We start from the raw sequence: 17,667 nt of genomic DNA, 5'->3' as shown, positions 1-17,667 counted from the left end.
TAAGCATAAAAAAGCCGGCTTCAATACCGGCATAAATGAAGAAATTAAAATTTACCTTGATTCTGCTAAATCACTACTGGAAATGTTTCTATTTCTTAAAAGGCCGATTTCCATCCCGAAACTCCGAATTATGGCATTCATTTCATCCGCGGCTCTCGTCGGCAGCTGATGGGCTTTGCCATAAATATGAACATTGCGCATGTCGGGAAGAAGTTCTTGGAAGTCATGCTGGTTTCTTTTCACGAATACATCGTTGCTCCCAAAAATCGTCAGCACTGGGCACGTAATCTCTGGAAAGATGTTTCTATTGTCATGATGCCGTCCATTCAAATACATACGCTCCAAAATGTCCGGACTGCTGTTTTCGATATTCCAATCAATACGATTCTGCTGTTCCTGGTCGCTCGTGTGAGAAAAAGCAAGCGCTTTGCCAATAGTGCCGATAAGGTTTTCGTAAGTACTCCATATGCCAAGCTGGAATTTCCCTGCCAGCATCCAGGTCCGTACCCTTGGAAAACTGCTGATCATTACCAGCGCTGCCGTCTTTTCCGGGTAACGGTAAGCAAACAACTGGCTTGGCAACCCGCCATACGAATAGCCGCAAAGGATGACTTGTTCTGCCTCTAGATGGCTCACCAGCGCGTATATATCCTCTGGCCACTGCTCAATGATGCTTTCGCTTATGTCCCCCCTCTCGCTTCTGCCGTTGCCTCGCGGATCAAATGTCACCACCTGGAACTCCTCTGCAAGTGAGTGCTGCTGTTCAAAAGCCGCGCAGCCCATTCCAGGCGGGGACACAAATATCAGCACCGGCCCTTCCCCCCGGGTTTCATAGTAAATTGATGTATTCCCTGAAACAAAATATGGCATAATTCTCTCCTCCGATTGTTCAGCCTTTATAATGTGCGTTTATTTTTCTTTAACTATTTCTTAACCAGGATAAACCCCCAATCCTTTACCCTGGAGATGTTCACTGAAAAAGGATGGCGTGTTCTTCTATCTGCGCTGAGTTCGGCCGGAATAGCCCTGATTCCCTTATTTTTTGGAATGAGAAAATATTCCGTACCCGCGACGATTGTTTCTTCTATCCTGGTTATTACCCTTCTTTCTTCTCCAATGAATAATACCGATACGCTCTATTCCCTTGCTGCTGTTCCTGTTGCCTTTGACATTGCCGGCTTTGTGATCGCTTATCTTGTGATTGCCAGAGCGGTCAAAACGGATTTTTAGCCAGGGGGGTTGTTGTTTTGAAGGTTTTTATTATCAGCCCTCCATGAAGGGCTGATGTTTTGTTATCCCGCTGTATAATCGCACTGCGCTACAATTGCACTAAATTTTTCCTTCTTAACGTGTTTTCTTTCCCCTATAATAGAAGAACATTGGTACATGTATTTCCAGCTATAGTAACAGTACTTTTAGAGAGGAGTGATCGAATGGAAGGCTTCGGTCTGATTGTAGTAATTGTGTTGGGGGTGCTGTTTGTTATTTTTGCCACAGCAAAATTAAAGCTGCACCCGTTTTTGTCCCTGTTGATCGCTGCCTTTGGCCTAGGTATTGCCGCAGGGCTTCCGCTGCCGGACGTAGTAGAGGCTGTGAACAGCGGCTTCGGAGACCTGATGGGCGGGATCGGGCTCGTAATCGTGTTCGGAACGATTATTGGGGTCATTCTGGAAAAATCAGGGGCGGCGCTTCGCATGGCAGAAGTTGTTTTGCGCCTCGTCGGGGAGCGGCGGCCCCAGCTCGCCATGAGTGTGATCGGAAGCATCGTTAGTATTCCGGTATTTTGCGATTCCGGCTACGTCATTTTATCGTCTTTAAAAAAAGCACTTGCGCGCAGAGCGAAGGTCACGGTCGCTTCTATGGCCATCGCCTTATCCACAGGACTGTTTGCCACTCACACCCTTGTCCCTCCAACGCCCGGGCCAATCGCAGCTGCCGGAAATATTGGAGCAGAAGACTATCTGGGCACAATTATTTTAATCGGTATTGTTGTAGCCATCCCAACTATCATTGCCGGCTACCTGTGGGCGATGAAAGCAGGAACTAACATACATATCGAAGGTGAGGATGATCACTCTTTCGACTATAACGCTATCGTAAACGAATTTGGTGCGATGCCTTCGGCTTTGAAGTCCTTTGCCCCCATAGTGGTGCCGATTCTTCTTATCGGTTTCAGCTCGGTTATTACATTTGCCGGTTGGCAGGGGCCGGTATTCGAGGTTTTCCTTTTCCTCGGCGCCCCGGCAGTGGCACTCCTGATTGGCCTCCTGGCCGCATTTAGTCTGTTGCCCAAGTACGATGAGGAAACTTTGACTGAATGGGTAGGTACCGGCATTAAAGAAGCAGCTCCGATTCTGCTGATTACAGGCGCAGGCGGCGCATTCGGCTCTGTCATCACGACAACGCCGGTGGCCCAATTCATCGAAGGCATCGCGGCCAATGAAGCCTTCGCCGGTGCCATTTTTGTCTTCATTCCCTTCCTGATTGCGGCTGCCCTGAAAACAGCCCAGGGTTCTTCCACCGCGGCGCTCGTCATCACCTCGTCGTTAGTAGCACCGCTTTTGGGTCAATTGGGTATCGAGGGAGCACTGCCGCTTGCCCTGGTCGTCATGGCTGTCGGAGCAGGCGCGATGGTCGTCTCCCACGTAAACGACAGCTATTTCTGGGTAGTGAAAGAATTCAGCGGTATGTCAGTCACGCAGGCGTATAAGGCACAGACTACAGGAACGCTCATTCAAGGAGCTACCGCGATTTTTGTCACGTTTACTTTATGGATGATTTTTGTTTAATAGCTGGGCAGAAAGATAAAACAAAGACGCTCCCGTGTGGAAGCGTCTTTGTTTATGTACAGATAAAGCCGGAGAGCCACCGGCCTCCGGCTGTTTTACCTGATGCTATTTCAGCAGTTCACTCAGGTTTTTATCGTCCTGCACCATCAACAATACTTTGCCTTCGTCCAGATCGTCTTCCATGTCATCTGCTTCCTGCTCCGTAAATCCGAGCTCCTGGAGTTTAAAGCGCAGTTCGTCTCCTTTTTTTGAGAAACGATTCTCGGAATCAATGCCGAATTCTTTATCGGTAGGTTCATTGGTGTCTGCTTTATCAGCAATCCGGTCGGTGCGGTCATCATCGTGACTCATGACATAAATATCGTTGCGGCTGATGCCGTTATCTGTAAGCTTCTGCACATCCTGCTCGATATTGTCTTCGTTTGTGTATTCCTGTACCTGCGGCTTCATTATTAAATCCTCCTCGTATTTTACGAAATTTCGTCTGATACTAGACTTCTTCTATAACACCGTACGTTGGTACTTTCCCACCATACTACTAGTGGCCTCAGAAGAATGTTCCACAGATGATGATACCCCGCGGCGCCTGTGTACAAACTCTTGCCGCTTACTTTCTTCTGCGGTCCCCAAAGCACAGGAAATCACGTGCATCAGTCTTTTATTACTTCTCTTTCGTTAAGCGGCTGTACCGGCCGGTGGTTGTCGTCATATATTTGCTGAAAATCCTCCAGCTGGTCACTTGAAACAGATACCGGCTCTTCGTAAACGATCCAGTTCACACCTTCTGTACACGGAGGAGTCGTTAACGAGCCTTCATACCGAAAGTTCGTTTCGGAGAATGGCAGCAGTTTCTCCAGATTGAGGCGGTTATCGGCAGAAGCCGGGGCTTCTGTTTCGTTTTGCGGCATCTTGTCCCAGAACGAAGAAGGAAAAGTTGTGCCGCTTCCTTCCTCAAGCATAAACGCGGTCACGACGATTTCTCCTTCCGGACTTTCATGCACGAGGTGAAGCTCCATGTCTTCGTATTCCCCGTTGATTGAATGTTCACTTGGCGCGTGAAAATGAAATTGGGAAAGCGTGTATTCCTCTCCTTCGTAGGTTAATGTATTGTTGGCATTTCCGGGTTCTGCCAATACGGTATGCCCGTCGTTGTTAAGGGTGAAATTGGTTGGTCTGTAATTCATTTGCACATCCACACTGCCCCGTTTTGTTTCTGCTTCCCGAAGATTTACGGGCGATTGGCTTTCTCCATTAGAGCAGGCAGCGTACTCAGCGTCCAGTCTCCCCCAGTGCTCCGGTCCCTTTTCGCCCTGGTAGGACCATTCAGACTTTTTTTCAAAAGAAGGAGGTTTTTCCATTTCTGCGGAAAAAGAGGGAAGCGTACTTATGGCGGCCAGCACGACCGAATAAACCAAAGATACAGCGATACGGCATCATTCCTTATCAAATTATAGTACAACGCGAAAAACTGCCAGATTGTTGGCTGCTTATGGGCCCGGGCTTCGAAGCAGCCGCTCTGTATCCTTGAATGTTTCCTTTTCCAGCCATTGCCAAACGCGAGGTAAGAAGGCTTTTGTTACTCTCCATCGATACTCCTGGTTTGTTACCTAGAAGCGTACTCATTAATTCCTGCCCCCTTTTTGTCCGCGCGTTTATGATAAAAATAAAAAGAAACCACCAGGCCAATGTGCGCCCTGATGGTTCCCCGTGACTTTTAATGTTTATTTCGTCTGCTGACTTTTAGTTTTGTTAATCTGTGCTGGATTAATCAATAGAAGCGTGGCAAACACGCCGTACAAAATCACTGCTGCTAATCCCATTTTATATTTCCTCTCTTTCTTTGATCTCATCATTTTTTAACGCCTCATAGCGAGAAACCGGTAAAGAATGGCTTTCCCCGTAATACCTGTCCCCAGTCTGTTTGACATAGACTGCATAAAGAGTATCTTTTCAGTATGCTTCTAATAAAAAAAGCCAGAAAAAGGAAAGGGGTCCTTTTTCCGGCTCATGTACTGGCTTTTATATCCATTCATTTCTGCCGACCATTTAATTTTTAAAACAGCGAAGGCTGTTGTGGTTTTTGCGTTATATAATAAGTTTACCCGCTTGATTTCCAAGTAAAACATGCCGGTCCTTCAATCACTAATATTTCAGAGTGTGTGCAATTACCTTACCGTGAGCCCGCCACAAAGCACGACGGGTGCTGGTGCTTATACTCATCCTTCCAGGCTATATCAACAGGCTTCCATATGTCTTCGTCCGTACGGAGGAAAAAGATCCCGTGGTTATTGAGCGCGTAAAAAACGCCAGTGTCCTCCGGGTCCTGGGTCAAAACATGGGCAAAGGAGCCTGCCGGAAGCCCCCGGGATATTTCCCGGAAAGGCGCTTCCCCCTGCTTCCGGTAAATAGCGGAGCTGGCGGCACCGGAAGAGTGGGCTTCGCGCGGCCCTTTGGAGGCGGAAACGAACCGGTCGTCCGCATCCGCGGCATTCAGCACCATGTTATAAAGGTACGGATGCTTCTCCAGCCCTTCGCTCTTATAATGCCAGTGCAGTCCGTCATCTTCACTTTGGGCATACGAATGCGAAGCTTTCATAAAGCCGTCCCCGCAGGCTGCGTACAAACGGCCGGGAGCGGATGGATGAGCCAGAAGGGTATGCACATCTCTCGGGCTGTGCTCCGGCCGGTCCTGCCATGTGCTTCCGTGATCCTCTGAAAAAAGCACGGCCCCGTACTCAATCGACACAGCTACATGATCCGGATTCCCGTAGCCCGGCGTAATCCACCGGACGTGATGCGTGTGGGGACGTGGCGGAAACTGCCATTCCGGTCTGGAGGCCATGTGCTGGATACCGGTCCACTCGTGCCAGTGCTTTCCTCCGTCCTCCGAGTAATACACCGCCGAAGGCTCGGTACCGGCATACACAATATGCGACTCCTCCCCCTTTTTCAACGGGTGTGTACCGACAAATGTAATGTACGGCGACGGGATACCGTTGTCGCCTGCCGGTTCAAAATACAGCTGCGGCTTTCCTGTCGCCTGCCAGCTTTCTCCTGCGTCCTCGCTTTTCCACAGTCCGTGCCCATACGTGGCACAGTAAACAATGGAATTATCAGAAGGATCCACCGCCACCCGGACAGGCTGGGTCCCTTTAAGCTTCGTCTTCGTCTGCCACCTTTCGCCGTTCTGTGTGAGTACAAGCAGTTCATTTTCCATACCTGCATATAATACCCTCATGCTTTTCACCCTCCCTAAATTATAGCGATATATGTATGACCAGTAGTGGTCTTTTCCCGTTTTCTCTTAAAGAAATGCCTTTCGTGCCGATAGAGCTCTGCTGATTTGCGATTTTCAGCGGGCTTTCCCAAATAAAAAAGCCTTCCGGGCTCGTGTCGGCGCGGAAGGCTTAAACAGTATTCTACTGGTGGCATTAATCGGTCTGCCGAAACTCGGGGCTCAGCCACAGCAGCAGGCCGGTCAGCACAAGCCCGGTGACGGACGTATACATGAGTACGGTTTGAATCGGAATCGCGGCCGCGACCAGAAACGAAATGAGCGCGAAGGCAATAGGCTCGAATCCGCTCGCCGCGAAGTTTACGAGGCTCATCACCCGGCCGAGCTTGTTGTTGTCGGTTTTTTCCTGAATCATCGTAATTGTCGGCAGGTACACAAGCATCCCTGCCCCGCCCATGAGCGTAATCACTGAGACGAGCACAGGCAGCGCCTCCACCTGGCTGAATACAAACAGCAGAATAAAGCCTGCCCCCAGAGCACCAAGCACCCACCGGCCCCGTCGCTGCTTCAGCGACCAGGTAACGAGCAGCACGCTCAACAGAAAGGTCCCGGTTGAAAACCCTCCTTCTAACAGGCTCAGCTGCCAGGGGGCACCTCCGAGCGCACTGATGAGCATCGGAATGCTGATCAACAGCGGTCCGATCATTAACAGATTAATTGTAATAATCACCATCGTACCGGATCGGTGGATGCCTGACTGCCGTACGTAAGCGAGCCCCTCCTTCAGGTCCATCCAGGCCGTATGGCGCCCGGTTCTCGCTTCCGGCACCGGATCCTTCAACAGCGGCGGATAAATCAGCACGGTCGACAGCGCGATCAAACCAGCCGCCGCAGAAAACGCAAAGCTGAAGCCCCCAAAGGTCAACAGCAGTCCCGCCCCCACCGGACCGATGATAAACATCAGCTCCGTGGAGCCCTGATACCAGGAGTTGGCCTGCTGCAGCTGATGCACCGGGACAATACTCGGGATCATTGCCGAAGCCGCCGGGAAAAAGAACGCATCCAGAAACCCGAAGATAAACGCCAGAATGATCAACGAGGTCGTCTGCAGGGCGTCCTGCTGCACAAGCACCACCAGAACGATCATTACGCCCACCTGCATCGCATTTGTCGTAAACATAATCCGCGACTTCTGGATTTTATCCGCCAGCACCCCGCCGTAAATCATCATCGCGACACGCGGAATAGCGATCGTCGTCATCACGACGCCGAGAATCGCCGGCTGCTGCATTTCATCGACGACAAACCACGAAACGGACAGAAAGAAAATGGAAAAGCCGAGCATTACCGTCATGCCCGACAGCCATACGAGTACAAACGTTTTATTTTTTAGTAACGAAACCCATGAATCCGCCATCTGTGCCCTCCTGTACATCTGTGCGGCTTCCCTCTTTAATTTTAGTCAGGAAGCCCGAATTCCACGCCAAAACACCTGCCATATCCGGTCGACGTGGGTTCGGATCTGTTTTTTATTAAAATCGTAATAGCGGATGTCAAAGTCGATGCCGCTCAGCAGGGTTAAATAGGCTTCCGTGATAAGATCATTGGCAAGCGAGGGCTCTATTTCCCCTTCATCCTTGCCCTGCTGCACGACGGCTTCAATGTGCTGATCGGCAATACTCCCGTGATACACCACCAGCTCCTGCATGCGCGGGGCAAGTTCCGGCGGTGGAAAAAATAAAAACCGGTAATAAAACTGACTGATTGTATATTCATCGTAATAAACTTCTGCTAGTCGGTATAATAAGGTTTTTAACTGGCTCTCCGTTGATTCTGTTTCCGATGCTTTTAATTCGCTGCTCACGATCTGGTTATATTCAAGCACAGCTTTTTTGACTGCAGCCAGAAATAAAGCTTCTTTATTCGTAAAATGAGCATACAGCGACGGCTTTTTAATGCCTATTTGCCCGGCAATTGCCGCAAGCGTTGTCCCTTCGTATCCCCGTTCGGTGAACAGCTCCAGACCTGTATGAAGAATGCGCTCGCGCGTGTCCATCCGATCAACACCTTTTCTGTATTCATTTCCTACCTAACGTTAGGTAAATTTAACATACACCTTGTTTTAATGCCAGCACCATTTTAACAGCTTCATACACAAATAAAGCAAAGCTCTTTTACAGAGCCTTGCTTTACTGTCAAATTTACAGTAGTAATCTTGGCAGAGTGTTTACAAACTACCTGTCTGTTCTATTATGTCATCCATCTGTTTCACGAGTATCTGGCGTTTTTCGCTGTCGCTGGCGTCCGGATGAGGGTCGCCGAAATCGCCTGCGTCATTATCATAATACTTGCCGGAGGCATTCGCAAACGTATCCGACAGAGCCGCCTGATACAAAATATTCGCCCCGATGGTAATATCGTTACCTTCGACGCCAAACGCCCGTTTCACCATTTTACTTCCGAGCAGGGATCCCGGATTCACCGCCACTAACACCGGATCCACGCGAGGAGCGAGCTCCATCGTCCACATGGTCAGGGCGAGCTTGCTCTGGGCATAGGCTTCCCCGTCCTGGGGATGTTTGTTTCCTGAAAGTGCCTCCGAATCCACTGGGTTCTGCGCTGCAGAAGACAGGTTTACGATACGTCCCGACTCATCCATCAGCGGCAGCAGCTCGTTCATCAAAATGTATGGGGCGAACGTATTCACCGCAAATCGGATGTCCAGGCCATCTGTGGTGGCCGCCTCCGTGGCATTATAGACTCCGGCGTTATTAATGAGCACGTCCAGATGACTGTGCTTGTTCGTGATTCCCAGAGCCAGGCTTCTTACATCAGCCGGCTTGGACAGGTCTGCCACATACTGATCTGCCTGTTCGTTGCCGAGCTCTTCTGCCACCTTTTCAAGCTTTTCCGCGCTGCGGCCGTGAAGCAGCACCTCGTGGCCCTCGGCCATCAGCATTCTCGCTGTTTCCATACCGATGCCGTCGGTTGCCCCTGTAATTAAAATTTTCATCATAATCCCTCCAATAAAATTCTATGAATCTTTCATTGATTATTAAATATTCTATGCCTGCCCTTTCCCATTATTCCCTGGATTGCTTTAGTCAAACTAAGGTGCCCAGTTTATACTCCATCTCGTTTTTCAACGACGAGTATGTTATTATAAATTTATAGTCATCAGATGATCATACTACTTAAAGCAAACGCTTACACTCATGCACCTTTTAAGGAGGAAAAACCATGAACTACAGCAACACCACCACGGACGTAATTCTTGTTGGCGCCGGCATCGTCAGTGCGACGCTCGCCACGCTTCTGAAAAAGCTGGAGCCGGAGTGGCGCATTACCATTTTTGAAAAGCTCGATTCTGCGGGACAGGAGAGCTCGAATGAATGGAACAACGCCGGTACCGGGCATGCGGCTCTCTGTGAGCTGAACTATACCCCCGAGCAGCCGGACGGCTCTCTCAAAACCGGCCGGGCGGTCGAAATTAATGAACAGTTTCAGATTTCAAGACAGCTCTGGGCGCATCTCGTGGACCAGGGCGACCTTCAAAACCCGGAAGAGTTTATCCGTCCCCTGCCCCACATCAGCTTTGTGTACGGCCAGGATCACGTAAACTTTCTGAAGAAACGGTTCGAGGCCCTCGACGGCCATCCCCAGTTTCAGGGGATGGAGTTTTCCGACGATCCCGAGCAAATCAGACAGTGGATCCCGTTAATGATGGAGGGGCGTGACTCCGACGAGCCGATAGCGGCCACCAAGGTCGACTACGGCACCGATATCAATTTCGGGGAACTCACGCGCCAGATGCTTGCCAACCTGGAGAAGCAGCATAACGTCGAGATCCGCTACAATCACTCCGTCGACGATATTGCCCAGCGATCAGACGGTACGTGGGAAGTAAAGGTCCGAAACCATCAAAAGGAAACGCTCGAAGAGCATACGGCTTCCTTCGCCTTTATCGGTGCTGGCGGCGGTGCCCTGCCGCTGCTGCAAAAAACCGGGATTCCCGAAAGTAAGCACATCGGAGGATTTCCGATCAGCGGCGAATTCCTTGTCTGTGATAATCCTGAGGTTGTTCAAAAGCATCATTCCAAGGTTTACGGCAAAGAACCGGAGGGCACGCCGCCGATGACGGTGCCGCACCTGGACCGGCGTCATATCGAAGGCAGGGATACGCTTCTGTACGGCCCGTTCGCCGGATTTACGCCCAAGTTTTTGAAGCAGGGATCGCCGATGGACCTGTTTGGCTCGGTCAAGCCGACAAACGTGCTGACGATGCTTGCAGCCGGCGCAAAGAATACCCCGCTGCTCAAGTATCTCGCCCAGCAGCTGAGCATGACCAAGGAAGACCGGATGGAGGAGCTGCGCAACTTTGTGCCGAATGCGTCCAGTGAGGACTGGGAGCTTCTCGTCGCCGGCCAGCGCGTCCAGTTGATTGAAGATACCGAGGAAGGCGGCCGCGGCGCTCTGCAATTTGGCACCAAGCTGATTCATGCCGAAGATCGCACGATGGCGGCTCTTCTCGGTGAATCACCAGGCGCTTCGGTGTCTGTATCGATCATGCTTGAAGTGCTGAACAAATGCTTCCCCGACCAGCTGGAAGCATGGGAGCCGAAGCTGAAGGAAATCCTCCCCTCCTACGGCCAGTCCCTGGAGGATAACCCCGAGCTGCTTGATATGGTGCACGACTCCACCTCACGCACCCTTAAGTTAACGGCTCTTAAAGTATAAAAAAGCCCACCAATAGAATCACGACAAAAAGGAAGCATCAGTGTGCCCAACGGCGCTTGATGCTTCCCTTATTTATGCGAAGGCCTTCTTCTCAGTCCTCCAGTTGACGCCGCTGGTAGGTAATGAAAACAACGCCCCACATGACCGCCGTCCATCCGACAATCCATAGGAGCGGAGCCGTCACGTCGCCCCACGCCGCTCCCTGCTCCACCTGGCGGGCAATCTCCACCAGCTGGACGTTCGGCAGGTATTCCAGCACGCCTGCTGCCTGGTATCGGTTGGCCATTTCTTCGATAATCTGTGAAAATCCGAAAACAAACATGATCGGCAGCAGAGCGACAGATGCCTGAACGACCGATGTCGCTAGGAGCCCCAGTAACGTACCGAGCGCCAGGTAAAAACCGATCGACAGCGCCATCCCCGCTCCGACAATGCCTGCGTGAGCCGGCTCGTAGCCGGCGAGGAGAGTACATACAAGCAGCGTCAATGCCGTGAACAGAAAGGTTAACACATTTTTGCCGGCCAGAATTTCCCACGGGGATGCCGGAGACAGCATCAGCCCCCGCAGGGTATGCTTTTCCTTTTCCTCGGCAATCAGCGCAGCCTGGACAAATGTCGCCACAAGCACCAGCGCAATGTTGAACGTTAAGTAATGAATTTCTATCGGCAGCTGGTCCTGCTGCCCGTAAAACAGAGCCAGGATGACCGGCGTTATTACCGTGGTCGTCACAAACAGGTTTTTCGATAAATCTTTAACATCCTTCATAAAAATCGCATACATGCGCTGTACGGCCATCATCATTACACCAGCTCCCTTCCCGTTAAACGGACGAAAATGTCACCCAGGGTCGGTTCCTGGGAATGGATTGCAGCCACCCGGTCGTCAGCCATATATTCATACAGCTGCTTGGCATACGCCGGGGTGTTCGCAAGCGTATGCACATCCCCATTCGTCAGCTCTACCTGGATCATGCCCTCCGAATACCGGCGCCGCAGGTTTTTCGAGGTATCAACCTGCTGCAGACGCCCGTCATGGATAAAGGCCACCCGGTCGCAGAGCGTTTCCGCTTCCTGCATGTCATGGGTCGAAAGAAAAATCGTTGTTCCCCGTTCGTTCAATGCCCGAAGCCCCTGGTGAATATGCTGTACGTTTCCCGGGTCAAGCGCCGACGTCGGTTCGTCGAGCACGAGAAGCTCCGGTTCATGGAGCAGCGTCCGGGCGAGAACCGTCCGCTGCCTCATGCCCTTGGACAGCTTGGCCACAGACCTGCGGCGTGCGTCCTGCAGATTTACAAGCTCCAGCACGTCCTGGATGCGCTGCCTCGGCACGTCGTACAGCTTGGCATAAAGGGCGAGATTTTCCTCGATGCTCAGCCGCTGGTACAGGCCGCTGTTATCCGTCAGCACGCCAAACCGCCGGTAAAATTCGCTCGTCGCCCGCACCGGCAGAGACCGGCCGAACACGCGCACCTCGCCGTCGGTTGCCTCGAGCTGATTGGTAATCATTTTAATAGTGGTTGTTTTTCCGGAGCCGCTCGGGCCTAAAAAGCCGAAAATTTCGCCCGGCTGCACGTCGATATCCAGGTCGGCGACCGCTACCTGATTGCCGTACATCTTGGATACGCCTTGAAGATGAAGAATCGGTTCCATTGTTGTGCCTCCTCCTATGTGATTGCTCTCAGCATACGAAGAAATGCGGTCTGGCGCATTATATTACGGGTCAATGGAGCATATCCGGGCCCCAATGATGCGTATAATGCCCTCAATGGAACACTTATTTGATGCCTAGCATCGCCTTCAGGGCGGCCATTTTCGTTTTGGACAGCGGAATTTCCGCCTGGGAAGCATCATTTAGCACGAGCGTATAGCTGTTGCGGGTCCAGGTCATAATTTCGCGCACATTCTGCAGATTTACGATATACGACCGGTGGCAGCGAAAAAAGCCGAACGGCTGCAGCCGCTCTTCAAGCTCAGTGAGCGTGAACACCGCCGGGAAGGCTTCTCCCTGGACGTGAAGATGCACCTCCCCCTGCAAGCTTTCAATAAAATCGATCTCCGTGGGATGAAACAAAATTAATTTCTCATTCACGCGGCTTGGAATTTTATCAAACGGCAGCCCCGGCTCTTTATCCTCCACTTCAGCTGGTTCTTCCTCCTCGTTTTCCGTTTGTGTTTCCACCAAATGCAGCCCGGAGGATTCCAGGCGGTACACATTTTCTGCCAAAAGAACCGCACTTTCCATATTTCCCGTCAGCACAAGCACCGTGCTGCCTTCTTCCTGCAGACGTTGAAACAGACGGGCGATAATGCGCCTCGTTTCCAGGTCCACGTTCTGGTCCGGCTCTTCGAACACACAGAACGGCGCGCGCTGGGCGCACAGGCGCACCAGTTTTAACCGCTGCTTTTCCGAATACGTCAGCTGCTTTACCGCTAAGTGTGCCCGCTCCTGTAGCTTTACTGCCGAAAGCAGTTCAGTGACCGACCAGGAGGAAGCATACAGCTGCTGAAACAAACGCACCTGGTCCCGCACCCGGATACGCTCGTACAATCCGTCCTCCAGCCGGCACACTCCAACCTCCCGGGTAAACGACCGGCGCTTTTTCAGCGGATCGCCATTTACGATCGTCGCTCCCTCTGAAAGCACAGACCTGCCGAGAAATGCCTGAAGCAGCACCTCCCGGATGTGGGTATGTGTATAGACCGCAAGCACCGATGGCTCAGTCACCTCCATTGTAAAAGCGGGAAACAGCGTGATCCCTTCGTTTTGTTTTTCCCATTGATGAAGTGATAGTGTAGCCAATTCACGTTCTCCTTTCGAAGGTTTCCGCCACCTCTTTTTGTTCAGTATACCTAAAATAACCCATATAGTGGTAGTGGTGATGCGTTTGATTTTCCAGAGGTCCGTTTTTTATTCCCCAGGAAATATGTAAATAAATAGAATTCATATTTAGTAAATAGAAAACTGGTTCATGCAGGCGAAGGATAATTACACGATATTAAATTTCTTTTTATCAGCTTATATTTTTTACTGCCGTCTTTCTTCTTTAAAATGCCCTGTTTACGGCCTTTATAATTTAACAATTTAAAGTATTAAATTAATAATATTTATTTCATATGCGTATTTAGTAGGGATTTTTTCTATAGAGCCTTTATGTTCATGTAATTACCTGTATCAAACGTATAATTGGGAATATAAGTAACCTAAGACTCATTTCTATTATCACGCGTCACGCACAAAATACTTTTTCTTGTGCTTCTGCCTGTATCGACGTTTAGCCAAAATGGAGATTTTCCTTTCATGCTAATACTCGGACGAGCAAAGGAGACTAATAATGAATGACGAAATGAAGCATGTTGTTTTTGAAGAGACGTTTCAAGCAGCCGGCGGGCACATTCCTAAAGACCCGGAAGCGTTCACCAAATTTGCCCATCAAAGCAGAGAAATGGCTTTGCTTCTTCCTTTTTATATGTATTATTTTCACCCCAGTGAGTGGAAGGAATATACGCTTTTTACCAACGATCCCCTTCCTCCCGCCCTAAACCACGCTGCTCACATCGCCCTCGATGCCCCCGCTCTTCACGCCGACAAACAAATCAAACGATTTTTTCACGAGGCAGTTTCCATTACCTCCATTCCCGGAGATTATCAGACAGCAATGTCTGTGGCGAACTGGACCTATTATTTGTTCCGGAAATATCATCAGATTTGCGAACGGACCCGTGTGTCGAACACCGTATCGAAGTAAAGAGCGGCCAACCCGGGAGTTAATTAAAAACTATAAAACGTCTACGCTTAATTCTTTTCATACCAGTAAAACAACGACCCTTACCCTTCTCCATTGATCCTTCAAAAACTTGTTTTCACAAGCGTTTGTCCCAAAAGGAGTGTTACTATGAAGGTCGTGTATATTAATAGAAAGTCCCGGAGCATTCAGACTTTCGCAGAAACAGAAGGAACCACTCTTCATTGTTTAGCCCAGAAAACCACAGCCGGCACCATTGTGTCCGTGTGGCACCGGCAGCGTGCGTCACATTCTTACCTCCACAATTGTTTTTATATTCCCGGAAATCAAAGCACCCTGACGCTTGGGGCCAGAACTTATTTTCTTTATGGATAAGTTAATGTTTCCAGCCGCAGCTGGTGACTGCTGCTTTAGGCTTCTTTTTTGAATTCACCCGCAGCTCTCCGGCAGTAATTTCTGCCGGAGTTTTTTCGTTTCCCGGGATACCAGGTTTGAAGCCTTCCGCCTAAAAAAGCAGAACCCCTTGCCCTGGAGTTCTGCATGTATACTTATATGCTTTTTATTTTCCGATAATGCCTTCTATCTGTTTGATAAGCTCAGCACGCTTGTCCCGGTCCATGGCGTCCGGATGCGGGTCGCCGAAGTCGCCGCTGTCGTTGTCAAAATACTTCCCGGACGCGTCGGCAAACGTATCCGAAAGAGCCGCCTGATACAGAATATTCGCCCCGATGGTAATATCGTTGCCTTCGACGCCGAACGCGGTCTTTACCATTTTACTTCCGAGCAAGGACCCCGGATTCACGGCCACGATAACCGGATCGATACTATCCGCCAGCTCCACCGTCCACATTGTGAGTGCGAGCTTGCTTTGCGCATACGCCTCTCCGTCCTGCAGGTCCGCATCACCCGAAAGTGCCTTTGCATCCACCGGCTTCTGCGCCGCGGAGGATAGGTTCACAATGCGTCCAGAGTCATCCATGAGCGGAAGCAGCTCATTCGTTAAAATGTACGGCGCCACCGCATTTACCGCAAACCGGACATCGAGCCCGTCTTCGGTCTTCTCCCCCGGCGCCGTATACACGCCCGCGTTATTGATGAGCACGTCCAGGTGACTGTGCTTCTCCCTGACCGCCCGGGCGAAGCTTCTCACATTCGCCATCTGGGACAAATCCGCCACATACTGCTCGGCGTTTTCGTTTCCCGTCTCTTTGGCCACATCCGCAAGCTTTTCTTCGCTGCGTCCGTGCAGCAGCACCTCATGGCCCTCTTTTGTCAGCATCCTTGCCGTTTCCATGCCGATGCCGTCTGTCGCTCCTGTAATCAATATCTTCATCTTTATACCTCCTGTACTACCCGGCGGGCAGCCTGTTGTTTCGTTTTCCCATAGCCATTAACTGTCCATTGACGTAATTCCCATTCCCAGACAGTAGTATTCGAAACATCGCGGCGTGTGTTTCCTTGGCGGGTTTCGGTTACAATAAACAGGACACCATTAAATTTTTCATGTAAAGGGAGTTTTGCCAGATGAACATCCAGCAGATCCGAAACGCTACCCTTATTGTCGAATACGCGGGTAAAAAGTTTTTGATCGATCCGTATTTAGGGGAAAAAGGCGCGTATCCACCGCTGCCAAACCCGGCGCCCCACGCCCCGGACGGCGACCAGAACAACCCCGTCGCCGAGCTTCCGGTTGCACTGCAGGAAATTACCGCAGGCATTGATGCGGTGATTGTCACGCACACCCACCAGGATCACTGGGACGAGGCCGCAAAAAAGGCGCTCCCCGGGGATATTCCATTGTTTACCCAGAATGCCGACGAGGCGGAGACTATCCGGAACGAGGGCTTTCAGAACGTCGAGGTGCTGCATGAAGACACCGTCTTCGAAGGGATCAGCTTAAGCAAAACGAAGGGCGAGCACGGCCGCGGCGACATCCTTGAAATGACCGGACCGGTATGCGGCGTTGTGTTCAGCCACGAATCGGAGCAGACGCTGTATGTGGCCGGTGACACCGTCTGGTACGAGGGCGTCCAGGAGGCAGTGAACCTTCACCAGCCGGACATCATCGTGGTCAATGCCGGGGACAACCAGTTCGCCGAGGGCGGTTCGCTCGTCATGGGCAAGGAAGACGTGTACAAATTGCAGCAGGCCGCCCCCAGTGCAAAGATTATTGCCGTGCACATGGAAGCAGTAAACCACTGGACGTTATCGAAAAATGAGTTAAAGAGCTTTGCTGACGAAAAAGGCATCTCGGCAAATCTTTGGGTGCCGGACGACGGGGAAATTTATCGTTTTTAGGTAAAGATTGAAGTTAGTTTTAATTTATGTGCTGGGAGAAGCTATTCAAATTCTATTCAATATACTGCAAACAGCTCCGAATTCTATTAAAATCGGAGCTGTTTTATCGCTTTTTCAACCTATTATTAATTATTTTTATCCATTTTTGATTTTATTTTAGTACGTAAACGCTTATAAATTTTCTCAAAATCGTTCATACTTTTTAAGTTTTCCACATTCAAATACTCAGAAATTGTGGCATATAAGGGCTCCATGTAATTTAAAACGATACTTCCTATAGTTGTTTTGACATAAGTAGAGTCACTTTCATGTTTAGTGACAATGTAATCTAAAAAATTCGTTTTTTCTTCATTGTAATGCAGCATATTTCTTAAATATCGACATTCTTCTGCTAATTCACCTTCAAAACTACTAATTAATGAGGATAACTTGTAGTTACATTTTGAATCTATTTTTTTGAAATCGTCTTGTAAAAACGATTGAATGTTTTTCAAATTATCCATGATTTCGTCAGCTTTGATGGATAACATTCTCAATAGTATATAGTTATTCAAATCTAAGCGATCGGAACCGGAAATCCCATTATACAACCATACACAAGTATATGCTTCTTGTAGCGTGAATAACAACCTTGTTATTACGACATTTGTTGTTGCTTCATATTTAAAAATTTGTTCATGATGGAGGTCTTTATAAGAATAAGATAAATCATCTATGCTTATTATATTTCTAGGTGTAAAAGGCGGCAAATCGACATTTGATATTTCTTTAGGGACCGTCAATAATTTTGTGTAAACGGCTGTCCTTTTCCAGCCGGGAAGTTAACCCTGCGGTCGGAACATGTCTTCCAATTGATGTTGGGCCT

The 17,667-nt window shown here is 49.8% G+C and carries 16 protein-coding genes; 4 read left to right on the top strand and 12 right to left on the bottom strand.

The annotated features are described in order from the left end of the window. Positions 1-51 precede the first annotated feature (51 nt). On the bottom strand, positions 52-870 hold the full coding sequence (locus tag G548_RS0113810) for an alpha/beta fold hydrolase (RefSeq protein WP_022794745.1): 819 nt from the start codon (positions 868-870) through the stop codon (positions 52-54). A 563-nt stretch (positions 871-1,433) separates the two neighbouring features. Here G548_RS0113810 and G548_RS0113800 point away from each other — a divergent pair. Then, a complete protein-coding gene (locus G548_RS0113800) occupies positions 1,434-2,789 on the top strand; it encodes a GntP family permease (protein ID WP_022794743.1) in 1,356 nt (451 codons plus the stop codon). Positions 2,790-2,894: 105 nt separating this feature from the next. Here G548_RS0113800 and G548_RS0113795 read toward each other — a convergent pair whose 3' ends face one another. From G548_RS0113795 to G548_RS0113755, 6 genes are all read right to left on the bottom strand, one after another. Continuing rightward, the gene (locus G548_RS0113795) at positions 2,895-3,239 is read right to left on the bottom strand and encodes a YflT domain-containing protein (RefSeq protein WP_022794742.1); all 345 of its coding nucleotides are present in this window, start codon (positions 3,237-3,239) and stop codon (positions 2,895-2,897) included. Between the two features lie 200 nt (positions 3,240-3,439). Next, a complete protein-coding gene (locus tag G548_RS0113790) occupies positions 3,440-4,147 on the bottom strand; it encodes a carbonic anhydrase (protein ID WP_156847950.1) in 708 nt (235 codons plus the stop codon). Between the two features lie 812 nt (positions 4,148-4,959). Then, positions 4,960-6,027 carry a WD40/YVTN/BNR-like repeat-containing protein gene (locus G548_RS0113770; RefSeq protein WP_027847428.1) on the bottom strand — a complete coding sequence of 356 codons (1,068 nt, stop codon included), beginning with the start codon at positions 6,025-6,027 and terminating at the stop codon, positions 4,960-4,962. A 193-nt stretch (positions 6,028-6,220) separates the two neighbouring features. Continuing rightward, the gene (locus G548_RS0113765; RefSeq protein WP_022794736.1) at positions 6,221-7,441 is read right to left on the bottom strand and encodes an MFS transporter; all 1,221 of its coding nucleotides are present in this window, start codon (positions 7,439-7,441) and stop codon (positions 6,221-6,223) included. Positions 7,442-7,486: 45 nt separating this feature from the next. Beyond that, the gene (locus G548_RS0113760) at positions 7,487-8,080 is read right to left on the bottom strand and encodes a TetR/AcrR family transcriptional regulator (protein WP_022794735.1); all 594 of its coding nucleotides are present in this window, start codon (positions 8,078-8,080) and stop codon (positions 7,487-7,489) included. 171 nt (positions 8,081-8,251) lie between these two features. After that, positions 8,252-9,037: an SDR family NAD(P)-dependent oxidoreductase gene (locus G548_RS0113755; protein WP_022794734.1), complete on the bottom strand. Its 786-nt coding sequence runs from the start codon at positions 9,035-9,037 to the stop codon at positions 8,252-8,254. A gap of 227 nt (positions 9,038-9,264) precedes the next feature. On the opposite strand from G548_RS0113755, the gene mqo reads away from it, so the two are divergent. Then, a complete protein-coding gene (gene mqo, locus G548_RS0113750; RefSeq protein WP_022794733.1) occupies positions 9,265-10,761 on the top strand; it encodes a malate dehydrogenase (quinone) in 1,497 nt (498 codons plus the stop codon). Positions 10,762-10,852: 91 nt separating this feature from the next. Here mqo and G548_RS0113745 read toward each other — a convergent pair whose 3' ends face one another. The 3 genes from G548_RS0113745 to G548_RS0113735 all read right to left on the bottom strand — a co-directional run bounded on the left by G548_RS0113745 (position 10,853) and on the right by G548_RS0113735 (position 13,561). After that, entirely contained in the window at positions 10,853-11,563 is a 711-nt protein-coding gene (locus G548_RS0113745; RefSeq protein ID WP_022794732.1) for an ABC transporter permease, read from the bottom strand. Then, positions 11,563-12,411, bottom strand: a complete 849-nt coding sequence (locus G548_RS0113740; protein ID WP_022794731.1) for an ABC transporter ATP-binding protein — start codon at positions 12,409-12,411, stop codon at positions 11,563-11,565. The genes G548_RS0113745 and G548_RS0113740 overlap by 1 nt, the downstream gene beginning before the upstream one ends. Before the next feature lie 124 nt (positions 12,412-12,535). After that, positions 12,536-13,561 (bottom strand): LytTR family transcriptional regulator DNA-binding domain-containing protein, encoded by a 1,026-nt coding sequence (locus G548_RS0113735; RefSeq protein ID WP_022794730.1) that lies wholly within the window; start codon positions 13,559-13,561, stop codon positions 12,536-12,538. A gap of 532 nt (positions 13,562-14,093) precedes the next feature. Between G548_RS0113735 and G548_RS0113730 the strand changes: the two genes are divergently transcribed. Beyond that, positions 14,094-14,507 (top strand): hypothetical protein, encoded by a 414-nt coding sequence (locus G548_RS0113730; RefSeq protein WP_022794729.1) that lies wholly within the window; start codon positions 14,094-14,096, stop codon positions 14,505-14,507. Between the two features lie 556 nt (positions 14,508-15,063). Here the strand turns inward: G548_RS0113730 and G548_RS0113720 are convergent. Then, the gene (locus tag G548_RS0113720) at positions 15,064-15,837 is read right to left on the bottom strand and encodes an SDR family NAD(P)-dependent oxidoreductase (RefSeq protein WP_022794727.1); all 774 of its coding nucleotides are present in this window, start codon (positions 15,835-15,837) and stop codon (positions 15,064-15,066) included. A gap of 191 nt (positions 15,838-16,028) precedes the next feature. On the opposite strand from G548_RS0113720, the gene G548_RS0113715 reads away from it, so the two are divergent. Then, positions 16,029-16,802, top strand: a complete 774-nt coding sequence (locus G548_RS0113715) for an MBL fold metallo-hydrolase (protein WP_022794726.1) — start codon at positions 16,029-16,031, stop codon at positions 16,800-16,802. 125 nt (positions 16,803-16,927) lie between these two features. Here the strand turns inward: G548_RS0113715 and G548_RS19305 are convergent, their stop codons facing one another. Beyond that, complete coding sequence (locus G548_RS19305; RefSeq protein WP_156847949.1) at positions 16,928-17,584, bottom strand: hypothetical protein; 657 nt, start codon at positions 17,582-17,584, stop codon at positions 16,928-16,930. Between the last annotated feature and the right edge of the window lie 83 nt (positions 17,585-17,667).

It is taken from the genome of Marinococcus halotolerans DSM 16375, assembly GCF_000420725.1.
In the GTDB taxonomy this organism is placed as follows: Bacteria; Bacillota; Bacilli; order Bacillales; family Marinococcaceae; genus Marinococcus; species Marinococcus halotolerans.
This window is presented reverse-complemented; position numbering and strand designations above follow the sequence as displayed.